The sequence below is a fragment of the Salegentibacter sp. T436 genome (genome assembly GCF_001932675.1).
Classification (GTDB): domain Bacteria; phylum Bacteroidota; class Bacteroidia; order Flavobacteriales; family Flavobacteriaceae; genus Salegentibacter; species Salegentibacter agarivorans.
Map to the genome: position 1 here is coordinate 3,954,116 of NZ_CP012872.1, position 17,841 is coordinate 3,971,956.

The window sequence follows — 17,841 nt, forward strand, 5'->3', positions numbered from 1 at the left end:
ATATATATTTAATCGATTAAATAAAAAAATAAAATTATAAGTAAATGGGGAATTAGAACTGAAAAGGCTAAAAAACGAAAAGATTCAGTGACTTATTTCGAACATGAATTTCTAATAACCAATTGAGCAGGTAAACAAACTTTTTTTGTAGCTTTTGCTGGGCTTTCTATTTGCTGCGTTAGGATTTTTACAGCATTCCTGGCTAATTCATCTAAAGGCTGTTTAATATAAGTTAAGGGACAATAATAAAAATCGAATGCCTCTCCTTGGTCAAAACTTATTATTGCTAAATCACTTGGAATCCTGTAATTCAAAGAGTTTAAGTATTTCAAACCAATAATTGCAAGTGTATTGGTTGCAAAAAATAAAGCATCGATTGGAGTATCCCCTCCAAGCATTTTATCAATTGCTGATTTTACTTCTAATTCCATATCAAAAAAATTTATTTCTTGAAGCCAATTTGAATCAAGCCTAAGTTTATGCTTTTTCATCGCTTTTTCATACCCTTTTACCCTATCGCCCATATGATGTAGAGAGTTTAAATAAGCTAACATTCCAATTCTCTTATGTCCTGTATCAATTAAACGAATTACTGCATCGAAGGCTGCTTGATAATTATCGATAACAACATAATTGGTATCGAGATCAGGAAAGTAACGATCAATTAGTACAAAAGGGATATTCTGTTCTTTAAGGTATTTAATTTGATGTTCAGAGCCCTCTGTAGGTGCTAATATAAATCCATCTACTTGCCGATTAGCCAAAAAATTTAGTAAGTCCCACGATTTATCAGGTCTTTCATCTGAGCTTCCAAATATTACGGTATAATTTAATTTGGTGGCTTCATCCTCAATTATTCGAGCAATATGGGAAAAAAATGGGTTTGAAATGTCGGCAACTATTAAACCAATTGTAAAAGTTTTTCCCATTTTTAAACTTTTTGCGATTTGGTTAGGTTGGTAGTTCAATTCCTTAGCTGCTTTCTTTACCTTTTCTGCTACTTCAACGCTAACTTTGCTCTCTTTATCCTTTGATAGCACATAGGATACTGTAGCTGCAGAAACACCAACTTTTTTAGCAATATCTTTAAGTGATACTTTTTTTTTCATTTTAATCGTTTAACAATCGTCATGTTCAAATATACGATATATTATATTTAAAGAGGACAAAGTTATTTTAAGGAAATTTATATATTCCTCTAAAGATTGCAGATATGGGTGGGAAACTCCATCAGGAAGTTCTCAAAAGAACACCGCCCCGATAAATCGAAGACGGCGTTCAAACTAACTAACACTCTTAATGAATAAAAAAAACTACTACTGAAAAATATTATTTTTTTTGCAAACTGGAATATAAGAAAGTTTACCCGAAAAATACACTCTCTTCGTTGTAATGGTAGAAACTCATAAGATGTAAGGTTCTATATTATCATTTTAAGTTTTTCACGCTTAAAATTAAAGTTTTTTGACATTCCAGGTCTAATTACTAATTGGTTTGAGGTGCCTGTAGATTTTTCCTCGAAGGTGATCCTTTCTTAATGACCGGCCAGTCATTTTTATAATTTATTCTATCCATTAACAAAACTCTCCCTTTTTGTTTATCTTTAGGATCAATCGCGTGATACATTAACCAATCATTCTCATTTTTGTCCGTAATTATAGAATTATGCCCCGGAGCTAACCAGTCTTTATTCTTACTTAAAATAACCGGTGTTCCATCACGGTTCTTGTATTTTTCAAAAGGACCCTCAGGACTTTTAGAGCGGGCAACCATTACAGCATAATGGGCCTCATCACCACAACAATTATCACCGGAGTAATACAGATAAAAGAAATCTTTATGCTTAGATAACCATACCCCTTCAATTAAATTTTCATAATTCTCAATTTCTGAATTTTCTACTGGGTGAATTATTTCTTTAACTTCTGAACCTTTTTTGAAATTTAAAAGGTCTTCAGATAGTTCGCACATTTTGATACTTTCATGAGCCGAACCCCAATACAGATAATTCCTCCCTGACTTCTCATCCTGATAAATCATTGGATCAATATTAACAAAATTATCTCCACATAATAATGGTTCTCCTTTATCTATATAAGGTCCCTCCGGTGAATCAGAAATTGCAATGCCGAGGCATTTACCTATTGTTTTATCATTTGATTCTCCGGAATAATACAGGTAATATTTTGTGTCTTTTTGATTATAAACCACATGGGGTGCCCAAAAATCAGAAGATGCCCAATTTGGGTTCTCCGGCAACGCATCACCCAGTTCCTCCCATAATACTAAATTGTCAGATTTCAATACCTGGATATTTATTACCTCCCCATTCCTTTCGGTATTTGTAGCATAGGCATAATAATTATCGTCTGCTGCGTGGATTACAGTGGGATCGGGGAAATTAAAATCTACTACTGGATTCTTATAATTTTTGACCTGGGCATATGAACCGTAGGTAAATAAAAAGATGATTACATAAAAAACCTGTCTCATGATTTTGTTACTCTTTTACCGAAAATTTATATTTTGAAAGAGTCTGATATTTCTCTCCAGGCTCCAGTATAATCGAGGGAAAATCATCCTGGTTAGGAGCATCAGGGAAATGCTGCGTTTCCAAGGCAAAAGCTGTCCTGAATTCATCAGCTGCTCCGGATTTGAATTTATTCTTCCCCGCCATAAAATTACCGCTATAAAATTGAATTCCGGGTTCTTCAGTGAACACATCCATCTTAATACCGGATTGATCACCAATAACACTTGCTGCGTGGTTCAGATCCTGAAATTTCGATTCCCCTTGATGGAGCACAAAATTATGATCATAACCTTTCCCATAAGTTAATTGCTTATTATTCTCTTCTATACGTTCTCCTATTCTATGAAATTCTCTGAAGTCAAAAGGCGTTCCTTGCACTTCGCGTAATTCCCCTGTGGGTATTAATCCGCTATCCACCGGAGTAAATTTATGCGCATGAAGTTGAAGTTGATGATCCAAAATTTCTCCACTGCCCTCTCCATTCAAATTAAAAAATGCGTGATTGGTTAGGTTTACAGGCGTAGCTTTATCGGTGGTAGCTTCGTATTCCATTACAATTTCCTGGTCATCGGTGAGGGAATAGGTTACTTTAACATCAAGATTACCTGGAAAACCTTCTTCCATATCAGGAGATTGGTATTCCAGTACCAGTTTATTTTTTTCAGGCTGGGTAGCATCCCAAACCACATATTGAAATCCCTTATTCCCACCGTGTAAACTATTCTCACCATTGTTTTTGGGAATGTTATATTCTTTATCTTCTAACTGAAATTTACCATCAGCGATTCTATTACCCACCCGCCCTATGGTTGCTCCAAAATAGGGTTCTGTAGAGTCTACAAATCCTTTTACACTGTTCATTCCTACCACTACATCGGTCATTTCACCTTTGCGATTTGGAACCCATAAACCAATAAGCCTTCCTCCATAATTTGTAAAAGCCGCTTTAATCCTGTCATTCTCTAACCAGTATAACCTGACCTTTTTATTATCAATTATAGTATCGAAATTTTCGGCTTTAAGAAACTTTTCCGGGTTATTTTTCACTGCTTGTGATTCTTTTGAAGCTAATCCTTTTGTTGATTTAGTTTCCTCTTTACAGGAATAGAAAACTGTACTCAGACAACTTATAATCATTAAGAAATATATTTGTTTCATAGGTATGTTATTAGGTTATTCAGTTTCGTTAGTTAGAAATGGAAGTGGTTGATCTGTGGTTGTAGGCCCTTCTGCCTGAAGCTTTCCATTTTCAAGAATTCTTAATCTGTCAATAAAAACTACACGCTCATCTCCCGTAGGTTTCGTTCTCCCGTGATACACCGTATAGATTTTAGTGCTATCCTTTGAAAACACCAGGCTATTATGACCCGTTCCGGTAACATCACCTCCCTTTTCAATATTTTTCTCAAGAATAGGATTATTATCCGCTTTTTGGTAAGGGCCCAAAGGTGATGATGCAGTGGCATATCCAACGGCATAATTTGGACCTCCATAAAAATTAGCAGAATACATCATATAGTAAATCCCGTTATGTTTAAAGGTAAAAGATCCCTCTGTCCATCTACGATTAACTTCCTTAGAGGTAACAGAACGACTTTCCCATTCTGCATTATCTTCATCCATCTTCTCTGGCGGACGAAGCAATAATTGAGGTTCTCCTATTACTCCGCTAAAGTCTGGTTTCAATTCTATACCATACACCCAACTTTCTTCAATCTCATCAAACCAACCTTTCTCCCTGGCCCATTCAGAAATTTCTGTTTCTACCGGGTGCTTATAGGCTACCCTTGAATAATAGAGGTAAAACTTCCCATCGTCATCCTGGAATACATTCGCATCTATCACCGGGTAACCGGGATCAAAAAGCGGCTCATCACTTACTTCCTTAAATGGACCAGTTGGTTGATCAGCAACCGCCACCCCTATTTTAAAGTTTTCCAGTTCATCACTGGGATTCTTTCTCCATTGAGCACTAAAAAACATATAATATTTATTGTTGAATTTATAAACTTCAGGAGCCCAGAAACTGCCTATTGCCCAGGAATCTTCTTCATTTCCTTTGTAAACCTGGCCTTCAAACTCCCAGTTCACCAAATCATTAGAAGAATAGGTAGCAAAACCGTCCTTAGCCCCGCCGCCAGTGCCATACATATAAAACTTCCCATCACCATCATTTAAGATATAGGGATCTCCGAATTCCACATCCAGGGGATTAGAATATGTTTTGACCTGGGAAGGATCTTCTTTATTGTTGTCATTTTTATCACCTCCCTGTTTGCAGGATAAAGAGAAAAGTGATAGACTTATAAAAAGAAGATATTGGAATTTAAAATATTTTTGCATTTGAATCTGGTTTTATTATTAGGAAGATGGTGGTGTTAATTGGTCATTCCTGCCAGCCGGTGTTCCGAAATCAGGAAACCCATGCTCATCCCAATTAACTTGTTGCACGCGTGGTTTTCTTTTGTCAGTACATCCATCCCCTGAATGATCATTAGCATGGTATAAAATCCAGTCCTCCGATCCGTCCGGAGATTTAAAAAAGCTGTTATGACCTGGACCATACACATTGTTGATTTCACTTTTTTCAAACACAGGTTCCGGATGCTTCTTCCAAGAATCAGGGTCGAGAGGATCTTCTCCTTCAAAAGAAAGTACCCCTATTTTATAGTCATCGGTCCAGCAACCGGAGCCTGAATAAAATATAAACAATTCACCATCCGGATTTTCCCAGGCTACCGGTCCCTCATTTACCAAGCCGTTTTTTTCCCATTCATAATCAGGTTCAGAAATCATGACTCTGACCCCCTCCAGACTCCATGGGTTCTCCATCCTGGCGATATAAAGTTGCTGTCTGCCTGAATTAATTTCCGGATTTTCCGTTCTCCAACCCGACCATACAAAATAATTTTCATTGTCTATTTTTATAACAGTACCGTCGATAGCCCACTGATCAGTTTCGTCGGTTATTTTGCCCTTAAATTCCCAAGTTCCTTCCATGGGAGATTCAGCAGTGTTTTCCAACACAAACATTCTCCTGTCTTTGTCGCTATTATTGGAAGTAGCGGCAAAATACATATACCATGCGTCGTTTACATAATGTAATTCAGGGGCCCAGATTTGAGTAGAATATTCCTCGCCCAAAGGTGGAGTCCAAATAGTTTTAGGGCTTTCACTGCTAAGGTCTTCCATATTCTTGGTCTCCCATATTTGCAGCTTGTTTCCTGTGGTATGGGTATAATAATAAGTATCATTTCTTTTTATCACCCAGGGATCGGCCCCAGACGATAATAATGGATTTTTAAACGTGTTTTCCTCCTCTACTACTGAATCATCGTCATCATCATTCGAAGATGGTTCATTATCTGATTGATTACACCCTAAGGTCACGTAGAAAACAAAAAGAAGTAATAAAGGTTTGTAATTCATAAATTCTAATTTGATTTTAAAAAATTAAAGCTCTCTTCCTCTGCAGTTAAGGACAAATCCCCGTCCGCATCTTCATTGAAATTAAGCTTAATTATGGCTGTTTTTCTTGGATGTACCGACGCATTGGAAAAATGGGTGTGTAGCACATAGTGCATCTCATCATTTTCTCCTATTACAATATCACCGTGTCCCGAGCCATTCTCCCCTACCATTTCCCTGTTAATAATCGGATTATCACCAGACTTTTCCCAGGGTCCCAAAGGACTATCCGCCGTTGCGTATCCCACCGCATAGTCAGGGTTTCTAAAATCATTGGCGGAGTAAATCAAATAGTAAAGTTCATTATGTTTTAAAACAGTTGGCCCCTCGGCCACCGGCCATGCCGCGGAAGCTGTATTTTCCCATGGTTTTGTAGCCGATAGGCACTCTTGAAGAGTTTCAGGTTTGATACTTTCAAGGTCTTCTTCCATTTCGGCTACAAATATTCTGTTTCCATCTTCAAGCCTCACATGATATAAATAAGCTTTTCCGTTGTCAAAAAAAACGAATGGATCAATTTGTTTAGTTTCAGCATATAAGGCTTCCCCTGTATTGACAAATGGCCCCAAGGGGCTATCGCTTGTTGCAATAGCTATATTCTCATTGGCAGTGTATGCCATATAAAAGGTATTCTTATATTCAAAAACCTGAGGTGCCCAAAAACCTTGATTTCCGTAAGCTTCGGTTTCGGCTAACGCAAAGCCATTTGACTTCCCTACCGGACCCTCCCAATTTTGCATATCATCCGAAGTAAACACTAAAAAACCTAAACCTTTCTCAGTAAGGCTTCCCTGTGAGGTTCCGTATAAATAATAGGTGTCATTATGGTAGAAAATTGTAGGATCAGCAAGTTCAATTTGTTTAGCGTTCGCTTCATTTTCAGTATTCTGTGGAATAGTATTTTCCGAACTGGAATTACCTTTTCCATCGGTACATGAGATGCTTAGCATACCAATAATAAACATGAGCATTTTTAAAAAGTATTTTTTCATATTACTTTATAAGGTGAAATCTCTTTCTTCTAATTTTTTCTGAAAATATTGTCAGGACATTTTAATGAATTATGTACGATCACTATTTCGTCTCTGCATTTAATTTTTTAATCAGGTCTACTTCATCCTGGCGGTAAGGTGTACCGTCTTTTCTAAAGACATCATGGAACCATTCCACAGGTTCCTCCCCACTTTCTATGGGTGTATTCCAGGCATAAATGGTATTGGATTTTCCGTTAACCAAACCCCAATTAATAGCACCGATATTTTCTTCGTTGAGCATCGGTAGGGTATTATTAAATGTATTGTTTCTGGTTCGTGCCATATACTCCGTACATATCATAGGACGTCCATGGGTTTTTAGTAATTCAATAATACGACTATGTTTTTCGGGTTCATCGTAGCTGTGATAAGTTATGATATCGGAATTTAAAGCCTGAAAGGTGTTGAGATCTTTTAAGTCCCATTTCCATAGTCCCACAGATAAAGGTTGTGAGGGATTTGCCTCTCGAGCCCATTTGAAAACATTTTTTAATAAAGGCATAGATTCATTCCCTTTATCATTGTTCCCTGGTTCATTGTAAAGATCCCAAAGCAACACCCGTTTATCATCTCCAAAGGTGCTCAGGATATCCTTGACGTATGCTTGTAAAGCTTCTGAATCCGCCATCTCTACAGATTCAGGATAGCCGGGATCCTGTACCCATCCGGAATTATGTGTGCCGGGTTTAGGCTCTGGCTGCTTTCCTATTTTAGGATTAGCATCCCAAACATCATCAAATATCACAAACATGGTTTTGATATCGTGGGAGTCTGCAATTTTCAGATATTCTTCCATTCTGGATTTAAAACCTTCTTTATCGGCTTTATAGGCAAGGCTGTGCAAATAAACCCTCATCGTATTAAATCCTATTTGGGCAGCATAACCCAACTCCCTGTCGATGGTTTCCGGATCAAAGGTTTCTTCCTGCCACATTTCCAACTGATTAATGGCTGTACTTGGGTTAAAATTTGCGCCCGTTATCCAATCATGTTGACTATACCATTCCTGGGCCTTTTCTCGGCTCCATCTTTCCTGAGCGTTTAAACTACCTAAAGCAATGACTACTAAAATTGTTGTAAGGATATTTTTTTTCATAATTAAATTATTTTTGCGTTGGTATTTCTAATATAGTTTCTGCTGAAACCGGTGTTCCTAGATTTGGTGTACCGTCTTCATTCCATTCTATTTTTTGCATCCTGGGAGACCTTTTTGTACCACAACCTTCCCCTGGGTGTGAATTAGCGTGATAAAGAATCCAATCTTCAGAACCGTCGGGTGATTTAAAAAAGGAATTATGCCCGGGCGCATAAACAGAATTTTCTTCGGATTTTTTAAAAATCGGCTTATCATGTTTTATCCAGGAAGCCGGATCGAGAATATCCTCGCCCTTAAAACTTATCAAACCCAAAGAATAGTAATCGGTCCAGCACCCATTTGCTGAATAAACAATGAAAATTTCATCGTTATGTTCTAAGTTTTGAGGTCCTTCATTGACATTAACGTGTGGTGGGTTCTCCTCGTCATCCAAATCACCTTGTTTTTCCCAAACATAGGTAGGTTCAGAAATCAGCACACGTTTGCCATCGATCGTCCAGGGATTTTTCATTTTTGCAATATAGATGTTCTGCTGGCCGTTGGTATGTCCTTCCCAACCTGACCAAATCATGTAGCGTTCATCTTCATAAGTAAACACATTGCCGTCAATAGCCCAGCGATCCGGCCAGGCAGCTACTTTACCTTTAAATTCCCACTCTCCTTGAAAAGGATCTTCATTATCATTTTCAAGTACATACATTCGATGGTTTTCATTGTTTCCATCGTCTGCAGCAAAATATACATACCATTTACCATCTATGATATGAAATTCCGGAGCCCAGATATCCTTAGAATACATGGTTCCTTCGGGAGGCATCCAAATAGTTTTACTTTCCGCCTCCGCAATATTTGCAAGGCTTTTAGTCTTCCATAATACTAGCTTGTTCTGAAGGGTGTGGGTATAATAGTAGTATCCATTATGATAAGTACTATAAGGATCTGCACCCGATGATAAAATAGGATTTGTAAAGGTTCCGGATTGAGAAAACCCGTTTGCAATCATTAGCATTAAAAGAAAGCTTATTAAATACTTATGGTCTATTTTCATGGATTATAACTTTAAACTTAACCAGGTATAAGGAGCATCTGTTTTAGTAGCTGAGATTGTTTCCACATAATTCGAATCACCTCTTTCAATGAGTTCAATATTGAAACCAATTCGGGTATTGGAAGCAGGTTTTCCGCCGATGGCAGTCCAGGGTAGGGCAATTTCCAGATTATAACCTTCTTCATTACTCATGGACTCAGTAGTTATTTTCGACAACTCAATCTCCTTCCATTGGGAATCTTTTCCTTCATAAGCCTTTAGCTGGTTAGAAGCAGAAATAATTATCTTATAAATCTGCGGGCCGGGTGCTTCAAGGCTTTTATTGGAAGGGTCTAAATAAATGACCATTCCGTCATTATTGGCAACATTTTGATTTCCGGTTGAGGTTTTTGCATCCGATACCTTTGAGGCTATATAAAGATTCTCGTTATCAAAAAAGACATTAGCCTGAAGTTGCGTGGAACTTTTATGACCAATAAAAACCGGAAAATCCTGTTGCCAAACTCCTTCTGTAGTTTCTCCATCAATTTGCAGGGAAGTATTTCCTGCTTTCAAATCAGGAATTACCCGACCTTTAATCATCCAAACTTCTGAAGCGTTAATCGGGGAAAAAGCATTTGTGGTAGTAAGTGCGATCACAGAATTGTCATTTAATACCTCAATACTGTTCCATAAGGCTGATTTTCCTTCAGGGATCAGGAAGGGTGTAGAAATCCTATTGAAGTCTTTTCCTTTCTCATCTCCTATTGCTAATTTCATATCGGCATTATTCAAATCATTACCGCTCCGAGCATCAGTTCCCTGGTAAGAAAGTAATATTTCTCCCGTTTCCAGTTGACTTAAATATGGTGCTCCGGCATATTCAGAATTTTCCAATTCCTCATACAGTGCATAATTTCTTTTCTCACTACTACCACCAATAGTTTGCTCCCAGTTTTCAGAAACAGCATTTCTGATTATATAGGGCTTGAATTGATTATTTTCACCATTATCTTCAATAGAAATAATAATTTCATTTTGATTTTCTAAATACAAGGGAGATGGCATTCCATCCCTGCTACCTGCCCTAAAGCTCACAATCTCCGGTTCATCAGTCCATGTCAATCCATCGTCTACTGAGCGCAGTAACGAGATATTTTGTTCATTGGAATTCGGGTATATACTTTCATTTGAAAAAAACAATTGAATTTCACCACCTGAAAGTTGCAATGCAGTAGGTTCCCACACCCCATTTTCAAACTCTGTATCTCCTTCATAAACTATTTGGTCATTTTTCCAACTCTCCCCATTATCATAACTTAAGATCGTTTTGATTAAAAATTTATTAGAAGGGTCAGCGGTTTCTCCGGGACGTGGATTATACATTAATAAAATAGTTCCGTTTTGCAGTTGTATAACATCAGGTGTAGCCATATTAACTCCATTGCTACCTTCGACCACAGTTATTGGATCAGACCAGTCCTCCCCGGAATTACTCTTTTTTACTAAAACATTTCCTTTGGATTCATATACAACCAAAAGGGATTCATCTTCGAGCTGTATTAACCTGGGGTACCCATTATAGCCCGGGTCATTTTCTTCGGATATTAAAGTTTTTGTGTTAAAATCCCAGGCAATCCTGGAGCCTGTGATCGGCTCTCTGGCCTCTATGTCGGCAACGGGCTCATCTTCAATCTCATCCTTTTGAGGTTGGGGATCATCACCAGAACAACTTAATACCCCCATTAAGGAAACCGCCAGGAATAATTTTTTAAATAATATCATATCTTATTCTTCTTTGTTTTCTTTGGTGGAAATTCCAAATTCACGAATCAACTCATCATATTCTTTATCCGAAATAGTAATCATTGAGCCATGTCTTACTTTCTCAGGTAGGCTATATTTATCCCAATCGCTAAAAAAAGTATAACCCGATGCCTGGTACCATGGCCCATTGAGATTGTCCGAAATTGAAAGCCCGTATGAAACACCTGGATACTGTTCATAATAGAGGTACCAAGCTTCTCCATTTGGGGAGGGGATCAAACTTGGGGCTTCCCTGAAATTGGGGCTAATTGGATCCTGTGGTAGGGAGTACGGACCAAGAAGGGAATTTGATTTTGCTATTCTAATGGTTTTTCCAGTTGGCCAATAAAGGGTTGGATAAGTCTCATCCTTTATGATTGCATAATAGTTGTGATCAACCTTCCTGATTATAACATCTATAGTTCCAATGTTCCAATCAAACAGCTTCTTAGGCGGACCTTTAAACTCTTTAAGATCATCAGAGAGCACATATAAGGTACGCTGGCTTGCCCAGTATCTTTCGGGATCCTCTTTGGTTCCTTCCTTATGTGGAGTATGCCAAGTCATAATAAATTGGGATGAAGCCTTATCATAAAAGAGTTTTGGAGCACCAATTCTCTGCAAAGCATTTTCATAACCGGGAGTAGCAGTTAAATCAGGAGTATATACGGCATGTTTTTCCCAGGTTATCAAATCATCAGAACTCCAGATATTAATATCTGGAGATGAATCGCTTGTATTCCCCGCGATATAATAATTCCCTTTTGGTCCCTTTACAATATCCGGATGTCCCTGATAGTTATCAAAAACCCGCTCACCATCATTCAAATTTTGCCAATGCAAACCATCTTTACTCACAGAATAGTACAACCTTCCGTAATCCTTATGAGTCATATGGGCAAATAGATAAGCTTCATTTACCGCTTTTTCCCCTGAATCTACTTGGCCGGGCGGATCCGGTTGCTGAGCAAGTACACTGGAAAGTCCCAGTAAGATGAAAATAAATTTAAAATGTTTCATAAGTTGAGGGTTGAGTGTTAACTTTAAGCTCAGTATTCTATGGAGTATTCACCTCTGCGGTAAGTTCTTTAATCAACTGTGTTTCTTCTTCATCATAAGGCTCTCCATTATTCCTGAAAACTTCATGAAACCACACATCCGGTTCTGAAGTATACGTTTTGGTCCAGCTATCCCAGGGATACTTAGTTTGGGTTTTACCATCTACAAAGCCCCAGTTATACATTCCTACGTTATATTCTTTGGCTATGGGAAGAAATCCCTGGAAGGTACTTCCATTGGGACGAGCCATATATTCCGTACAAAGAATTGGTTTTTCATACCTTTGTAGATCTTTGATCTTTTTTTCAAAATCAGCGGGCGAATCATAATTATGAAAGGTTATTATATCTGATTGTTCCAACTGCATTTTATGCATTGGTTTCATGTTTTCCGGATCACTCCAATCACCAATCCACACTCCGGAAGTTAAGGGTTGGGAAGGGTTTACTGAACGCGCCCATTCAAAGGCATCCTTTAAAAGTGGTAAAACCAGATCCACTTTATTAGGTATTTCCACATCTTCATAGGAAGGCCCCGTCATATTATCAGGTTCATTCCATATATCCCATCCAAGAATTCGTTCATCATTTTTGAACTCGCCAATTGTTTCCTTTACATACTTTTCAAGCCTATCATATTGTGAACTATCCTGCAATACTTCCTGGCCCGGGCTTTGTACCCAACCAGAATTATGGACATGAGGTTTTGGCGCTCTTTGTTCCCCGGCTTTAGGAAATGGGTCCCAACAGGAATCAAATAAAACAAACAATATTTTCATTCCATGGCCATCTGCAATTTTTAGGAATTCGTCCATTCTCTCATACAATCCTTCCGGATCATTTTTGTGCAAAAGATCATGAAGGTACACACGCATAGTGTTCATTCCTATAGCCTCGGCCCACCCCAATTCCTTATCGATGGTTTCAGGATCAAAAGTTTCCTGCTGCCACATTTCAAGCTGATTGATAGCAGTGCTGGGATTAAAATTTGCACCTACCAACCAGGGGTTTTCATCATACCATTCATTTGCTTTTTCCTTACTCCAAATTGACCGGGGTTCTAAGGCACTTTCTTCCGAATTACTGACCGCTAAAGTTTCTTCCTTTTTCTGCGTTTCTTTACATGAAAAAAGTACACTGGATATTAATAATAGCAACAGGAAATATATCTTCTTCATAAATTTATTTTAAAGAAAAATCCCTGAAGCAGCTAATTCAAAGCTCCAGGGATTAATTATTAATTAATATTGGGGATTTTGTTCTAAATTGGGATTGTTTTCAACTTCAACCTGGGGGATAGGCATTCTAATATTCTTACCTATCTCAAAGTTATTAAAATCAGGATCTCTTTCTGCGATTTCATCTACAGAAGCCTGGTCATCAAGATCACCCCATCGTTTCAAGTCTTCCCATCTTACACTCTCTCCCGATAGTTCCAGAACCCTCTCTATTTTAAGCCGGTCAAGGAATCTATCCTGGTCATTGCCAATTTCCGGATAAGCTTCTGCTAAGGGGGGCATATTTGCTCTTTCTCTTACCATATCTACATATTGATAAGCTTCAGAGGTCATATCCAATTCGTTTAAAACTTCAGCATAACGAAGTAAAATATCTGCATAACGAATAAGTCTCCAATTTACACCAGAAAAATAATCTTCATTATCACGTTTATAATCCCTGGCACCTTTTCTAAACCAGGCTTCATCTTCACCCCATTCCCATTCTCTTCCGTAAGTTCTATCTCCAAAATCTTCAAAAAGGCTTGGGTAGAATAATGAGTGTTGTAAACGTGGATCAATACCCCCCGTCACGGTTTCCTCTTGTTTAAAGGCATTAACAAGCCAGAATCTCGCCTGTCCATCAGACCATCCAATACCTCTAGGAGCAAAAAATTGTGCCCTTGTATTGGATACAGAAGCATCCTGACCTTCTCCTGTACCTCCACGGCGCTGATCGCCAAATTGAATTTCGAATACAGACTCGGAATTATTCTCATTGATATCAGTAAAATTGTCTTTATAATTATCGACAAGCGAATAATTTGCACCCTCACCTATTACAAGAAAATCAAGGGCCGTCTTTGCTTCAGACCATCTGTGTTGTTGCATATAAACCTTTGCCAGCATAGCCTTTACAGCTCCTTTAGTAGGCCTTCCAACATTTTCAGCATCCCATTGCATAGGCAAATCTGTAAATGCATCATTTAAATCCTGTTCCACCTGAGCAAAAACTTCTTCTTGGGAAACTTGTTGTGGAAGCGCATCCGGAGTGGAAGGTTCCAGAACCATTGGAATATTTTCCCAAAGTAAGCCGGCATAGTAATAATGTAATGCCCTTAAAAATTTAGCTTCAGCAATGATTGATTGTTTTCGAGCTTCATCCTCAAATTCAATTTCCGGTACATTTGCCAGAACCTGGTTAGCCCTAAAAATTGCTTTATAGGAATCCCTCCAGGTAACAGCATTACCTTCCCAAAAATTATAGTTTATATAATTGAAGCGGGTCCAATCGGCAAGTTCTATCCAGGGACTGGTACTAAACCCTTCATCTGAAGTTAAATCCAACCTGAAATACATCCAACGCGCCCATAACCCATCTTTATAAAACATGGCATAAATTGAATTAACCCCTAACTCGGCATCATTCGGTGTCACCCAGAATTGATCGGTTGTTAAAGCATTGGGGTTCTTAAGATCAAGTTCTTCTTCCTGGCAGGACACTACCGCCAAAAGAGAACAGATAACTGTAAATATTAATAGTAATTTCTTCATCGTTGATATTTTTTTTAGAAACCAAATTCTACGCCTAATGAATACGTTTGAACATTTGGGAATGATCCCAAATCCACTCCTCTTTGGAAAATATTGCTATTGCTAAATTCCGGATCAAGCCCCTGGTAGTCGGTGATGGTAATTATATTTTGTGCGGAGAGGCTTACACGCGCTCTGGAAAACCCTATTTTTTCCAGGGCATTGGCTGGAATGTTATAACCAAGCCCAATATATTTTAACCGAGCAAAACTGCCATCTTCCAACCATCTGTCACTATCCCCTCTTGAGTTAAGGGTAGTGCCTTTAACCACTCTTGGAAAATCCGTATTGGGATTTTCCGGGGTCCAGGGTTGGATTCCTGATCTATAATTAGTATCGTCATCAAATCGATCTACGGTACTTCTATAACCGTTATATACTGTAGCACCAAAGGATCCTATCCAGTTCATTGAGAAATCAAAATTCCTATAGTTAAGTCCTGCATTAAGGCCCATTTCAAAATCAGGCCAAGGACTTCCTACTACTTCCTTATCTTCATTGGTAATCTCGCCATCGTCATTAATATCCTTAAAACGGATATCGCCTGGGAGCGCTCCGGGTTGGATCACATTACCTTCTGAATTTGTATAGTTATCAATTTCTTCCTGGCTTTGGAATAATCCATCCGTTTGAAGAACATACCACATCCCAACCGGACCTCCAGAACGGGTAATCGTATTCCCCTGGATACTTTCATTTAGGCCGTTACCTAATTTTATAAGTTCGTTGTTGAGCTTTGTGAAGTTGACAGAGGCATTAAAACTTAAATCATTATTGACAACTTTATTATAGGATAAATTAAACTCAAAACCTTTATTTTCAACAGTTGCAGCATTGGAAATAGGGTTTCCTCCATCATTACCAGTAGTCAGAAGAATAGGGAAACCAAACAATACATCTTCGGTTCTTGCTACAAAATAATCTGCAGTAAGCTGTAACTTATTTTTAAACATGCTAAGATCCAAACCAATATTAGTCTGTTTGAGGGTTTCCCATCTTAATCGCGAATTTGCAAGTCTAACCTGGGTTGCAGATGGATATAAATTTTGTCCATTGCCCAATACAATTGCTCCGAATGTATTTATAAAACCCTGATATTCGTAATTTCCGATGTTTCCACTACCCAGCTCCCCATAACTCGCTCTTAGTTTAAGGTCACTTATATTATCAACATCGAAAAATGATTCATTGCTCAATCTCCAGGCTGCTGATAATGAAGGAAAATTAGACCATTTATTCTCATCACTAAATCTGGATGAGCCATCCCTTCTAAATACGGCGTTCAAGATATACCGATCATCAAAATTATATTCAAGTCGACCTAGGTAAGAAAGAAGCGTAGCTTCATTCCTAAATCCTCCCACCTGTGCCTGATCTCCTAGATCCAAAACATCAAAATATTCGCCAGTGTTAGGATTTACAAGGAGATTCCGCTTTAAACCATTGATTTGTTCGTAAGAATCCTTCTGATAAGTTGTACCAACAACAAGGGAAACATCGTGCTTACCAAACTCCTTATCAAAAGTTAATGTGTTTTCCAAAAGATGCGTTTGTGATTGGGCCCTATTTTGATCTGTAAAAGAGGGGTCCTGGGGTTGATTTAAAGTCCAACTTCCTTCCCTACGTAAATATTTAAAATTGTCAAAGCTGGTTTCATAACCGTAACTAACCCGGTATTTCAACCATGGAAATGGATCAATTTCAGCCCATACATTTCCCCTAATTCGCAAGTTTTCTATAGTCTGATCTATAAGGTTGGAAATGGCAATCGGATTTGCCCCAAAGGTGTTTGCCACCCCGGATTTACCGTAACCATACCCCCCAGGATTACTTTCATCACGTACGGGTATAGTCGGGAACATTCTAACAACATCAATAAAAGGATTTCCCCGTAAGGCTTCCGGACCACCAATTTCATTGTTCTTGGAATTTGAGATGGCCAGATTTTCTCCTACGCTAAAAATTCCTTTGCTACCGCTACTATTTACTCGAAAAGATACGCGATCAAATTTGGTATCGATCACGGTACCTTTATTACCGAAATAATTTCCGGACATAAAATAAGAAGTATTCTCACTACCACCGGAGAAACTCACGTTCTGATCCTGTATCATGCCGGTACGGAATACTTCCTCCTGCCAGTCGGTATTAACATCCAGGTTAAGATCCTGTCTGGGAATTCCGGCATTATCATATGCCATATTATTCAACCTAACAAATTCTTCCTGGCCCGCCAGGTCATAGCGAGGTACTTCTGTAATGCTTAATTTGGAGCTTACATTAACCTGTAAAGGTCCCTTTTTTCCTTTTTTAGTAGTAATAATAACCACACCATTTGCAGCTCTAGATCCATAGATGGCAGCTGCAGCGGCATCCTTAAGGATTTGAATTGATGCTATATCATTGGGGTTGAAATCCCTATTTGCGGTGGTCACCATACCATCAATTACATATAAGGGGTTAGCATTTTGAAGGTTCTTCAGCCCTCGAATCTCGATTCTGGCTTCCTGTCCAGGTTGTCCTCCTCCCCTTACATTCACCCCCGCAGCAAGACCTTGTAAGCTTTCCGCGACTGTCGTAGTTTGTCTTTTTTGTATTTGATCGGAGCTGACTACCGAAATAGCACTGGTCAGGTCTTTTCTTTCCTGTGTGCCATATCCCACGACAACGATTTCGTCAAGTGCCGCAACATCTTCTTGTAATTGGATATTAATAACAGATTGATCACCCACAGCTACCTCTCTGGAATCAAAACCAATATAACTGAATACAAGGGTTTGATCCGGGCTAGCTTCAATAGTGTAATTTCCATCAATGTCAGCTGAAGTCCCTACTGAAGTTCCCTTGACAATGACATTAACAAATGGAATAGCTTCGCCATTTTGGTCAGTCACTTTCCCCGTAACCTGTGAAGCGTTTTGCGCTTCTAAACAGAGCAATGGAAAAATCAGGAAACCCAAAATGAACATTAGTTTAAAGGGTAAAATAGTTCTCATAGAATTTCATTTA

General features: G+C 38.5%; 13 protein-coding genes. All 13 read right to left on the minus strand.

The annotated features are described in order from the left end of the window. Nucleotides 1–92 precede the first annotated feature (92 nt). Nucleotides 93–1,109 (minus strand): LacI family DNA-binding transcriptional regulator, encoded by a 1,017-nt coding sequence (locus tag AO058_RS17640; protein ID WP_075327732.1) that lies wholly within the window; start codon nucleotides 1,107–1,109, stop codon nucleotides 93–95. Nucleotides 1,110–1,485: 376 nt separating this feature from the next. Further along, the gene (locus AO058_RS17645; protein WP_075327733.1) at nucleotides 1,486–2,493 is read right to left on the minus strand and encodes a glycoside hydrolase family 43 protein; all 1,008 of its coding nucleotides are present in this window, start codon (nucleotides 2,491–2,493) and stop codon (nucleotides 1,486–1,488) included. A 7-nt stretch (nucleotides 2,494–2,500) separates the two neighbouring features. After that, nucleotides 2,501–3,691: an aldose epimerase family protein gene (locus AO058_RS17650; RefSeq protein ID WP_075327734.1), complete on the minus strand. Its 1,191-nt coding sequence runs from the start codon at nucleotides 3,689–3,691 to the stop codon at nucleotides 2,501–2,503. 15 nt (nucleotides 3,692–3,706) lie between these two features. Continuing rightward, nucleotides 3,707–4,876, minus strand: coding sequence for a glycoside hydrolase family 43 protein (locus AO058_RS17655; RefSeq protein WP_075327735.1), 1,170 nt, complete (start codon nucleotides 4,874–4,876; stop codon nucleotides 3,707–3,709). Nucleotides 4,877–4,894: 18 nt separating this feature from the next. Then, nucleotides 4,895–5,962, minus strand: a complete 1,068-nt coding sequence (locus AO058_RS17660; protein WP_083634214.1) for a glycoside hydrolase family 43 protein — start codon at nucleotides 5,960–5,962, stop codon at nucleotides 4,895–4,897. A 5-nt stretch (nucleotides 5,963–5,967) separates the two neighbouring features. Beyond that, nucleotides 5,968–6,993, minus strand: a complete 1,026-nt coding sequence (locus AO058_RS17665) for a glycoside hydrolase family 43 protein (protein WP_083634215.1) — start codon at nucleotides 6,991–6,993, stop codon at nucleotides 5,968–5,970. A gap of 82 nt (nucleotides 6,994–7,075) precedes the next feature. Then, nucleotides 7,076–8,131, minus strand: a complete 1,056-nt coding sequence (locus AO058_RS17670) for a cellulase family glycosylhydrolase (RefSeq protein WP_075327736.1) — start codon at nucleotides 8,129–8,131, stop codon at nucleotides 7,076–7,078. 7 nt (nucleotides 8,132–8,138) lie between these two features. Then, complete coding sequence (locus AO058_RS17675) at nucleotides 8,139–9,179, minus strand: glycoside hydrolase family 43 protein (protein WP_075327737.1); 1,041 nt, start codon at nucleotides 9,177–9,179, stop codon at nucleotides 8,139–8,141. A gap of 3 nt (nucleotides 9,180–9,182) precedes the next feature. Then, nucleotides 9,183–10,943 carry a sugar-binding protein gene (locus AO058_RS17680; protein WP_075327738.1) on the minus strand — a complete coding sequence of 587 codons (1,761 nt, stop codon included), beginning with the start codon at nucleotides 10,941–10,943 and terminating at the stop codon, nucleotides 9,183–9,185. 3 nt (nucleotides 10,944–10,946) lie between these two features. Continuing rightward, nucleotides 10,947–11,984, minus strand: coding sequence for a glycoside hydrolase family 43 protein (locus AO058_RS17685; protein WP_075327739.1), 1,038 nt, complete (start codon nucleotides 11,982–11,984; stop codon nucleotides 10,947–10,949). Between the two features lie 37 nt (nucleotides 11,985–12,021). Further along, entirely contained in the window at nucleotides 12,022–13,200 is a 1,179-nt protein-coding gene (locus tag AO058_RS17690) for a cellulase family glycosylhydrolase (RefSeq protein ID WP_075327740.1), read from the minus strand. A 63-nt stretch (nucleotides 13,201–13,263) separates the two neighbouring features. Continuing rightward, nucleotides 13,264–14,793, minus strand: a complete 1,530-nt coding sequence (locus tag AO058_RS17695; protein ID WP_075327741.1) for a RagB/SusD family nutrient uptake outer membrane protein — start codon at nucleotides 14,791–14,793, stop codon at nucleotides 13,264–13,266. A 14-nt stretch (nucleotides 14,794–14,807) separates the two neighbouring features. After that, nucleotides 14,808–17,828: a SusC/RagA family TonB-linked outer membrane protein gene (locus AO058_RS17700; protein ID WP_075327742.1), complete on the minus strand. Its 3,021-nt coding sequence runs from the start codon at nucleotides 17,826–17,828 to the stop codon at nucleotides 14,808–14,810. Nucleotides 17,829–17,841 lie beyond the last annotated feature (13 nt).

Coding starts and splice junctions, on each gene's coding strand:
- AO058_RS17640 (WP_075327732.1), bottom strand. CDS start 1,109: ATGAAAAAAAAAGTATCACTTAAAGATATTGCTAAAAAAGTTGGTGTT.
- AO058_RS17645 (WP_075327733.1), bottom strand. CDS start 2,493: ATGAGACAGGTTTTTTATGTAATCATCTTTTTATTTACCTACGGTTCA.
- AO058_RS17650 (WP_075327734.1), bottom strand. CDS start 3,691: ATGAAACAAATATATTTCTTAATGATTATAAGTTGTCTGAGTACAGTT.
- AO058_RS17655 (WP_075327735.1), bottom strand. CDS start 4,876: ATGCAAAAATATTTTAAATTCCAATATCTTCTTTTTATAAGTCTATCA.
- AO058_RS17660 (WP_083634214.1), bottom strand. CDS start 5,962: ATGAATTACAAACCTTTATTACTTCTTTTTGTTTTCTACGTGACCTTA.
- AO058_RS17665 (WP_083634215.1), bottom strand. CDS start 6,993: ATGAAAAAATACTTTTTAAAAATGCTCATGTTTATTATTGGTATGCTA.
- AO058_RS17670 (WP_075327736.1), bottom strand. CDS start 8,131: ATGAAAAAAAATATCCTTACAACAATTTTAGTAGTCATTGCTTTAGGT.
- AO058_RS17675 (WP_075327737.1), bottom strand. CDS start 9,179: ATGAAAATAGACCATAAGTATTTAATAAGCTTTCTTTTAATGCTAATG.
- AO058_RS17680 (WP_075327738.1), bottom strand. CDS start 10,943: ATGATATTATTTAAAAAATTATTCCTGGCGGTTTCCTTAATGGGGGTA.
- AO058_RS17685 (WP_075327739.1), bottom strand. CDS start 11,984: ATGAAACATTTTAAATTTATTTTCATCTTACTGGGACTTTCCAGTGTA.
- AO058_RS17690 (WP_075327740.1), bottom strand. CDS start 13,200: ATGAAGAAGATATATTTCCTGTTGCTATTATTAATATCCAGTGTACTT.
- AO058_RS17695 (WP_075327741.1), bottom strand. CDS start 14,793: ATGAAGAAATTACTATTAATATTTACAGTTATCTGTTCTCTTTTGGCG.
- AO058_RS17700 (WP_075327742.1), bottom strand. CDS start 17,828: ATGAGAACTATTTTACCCTTTAAACTAATGTTCATTTTGGGTTTCCTG.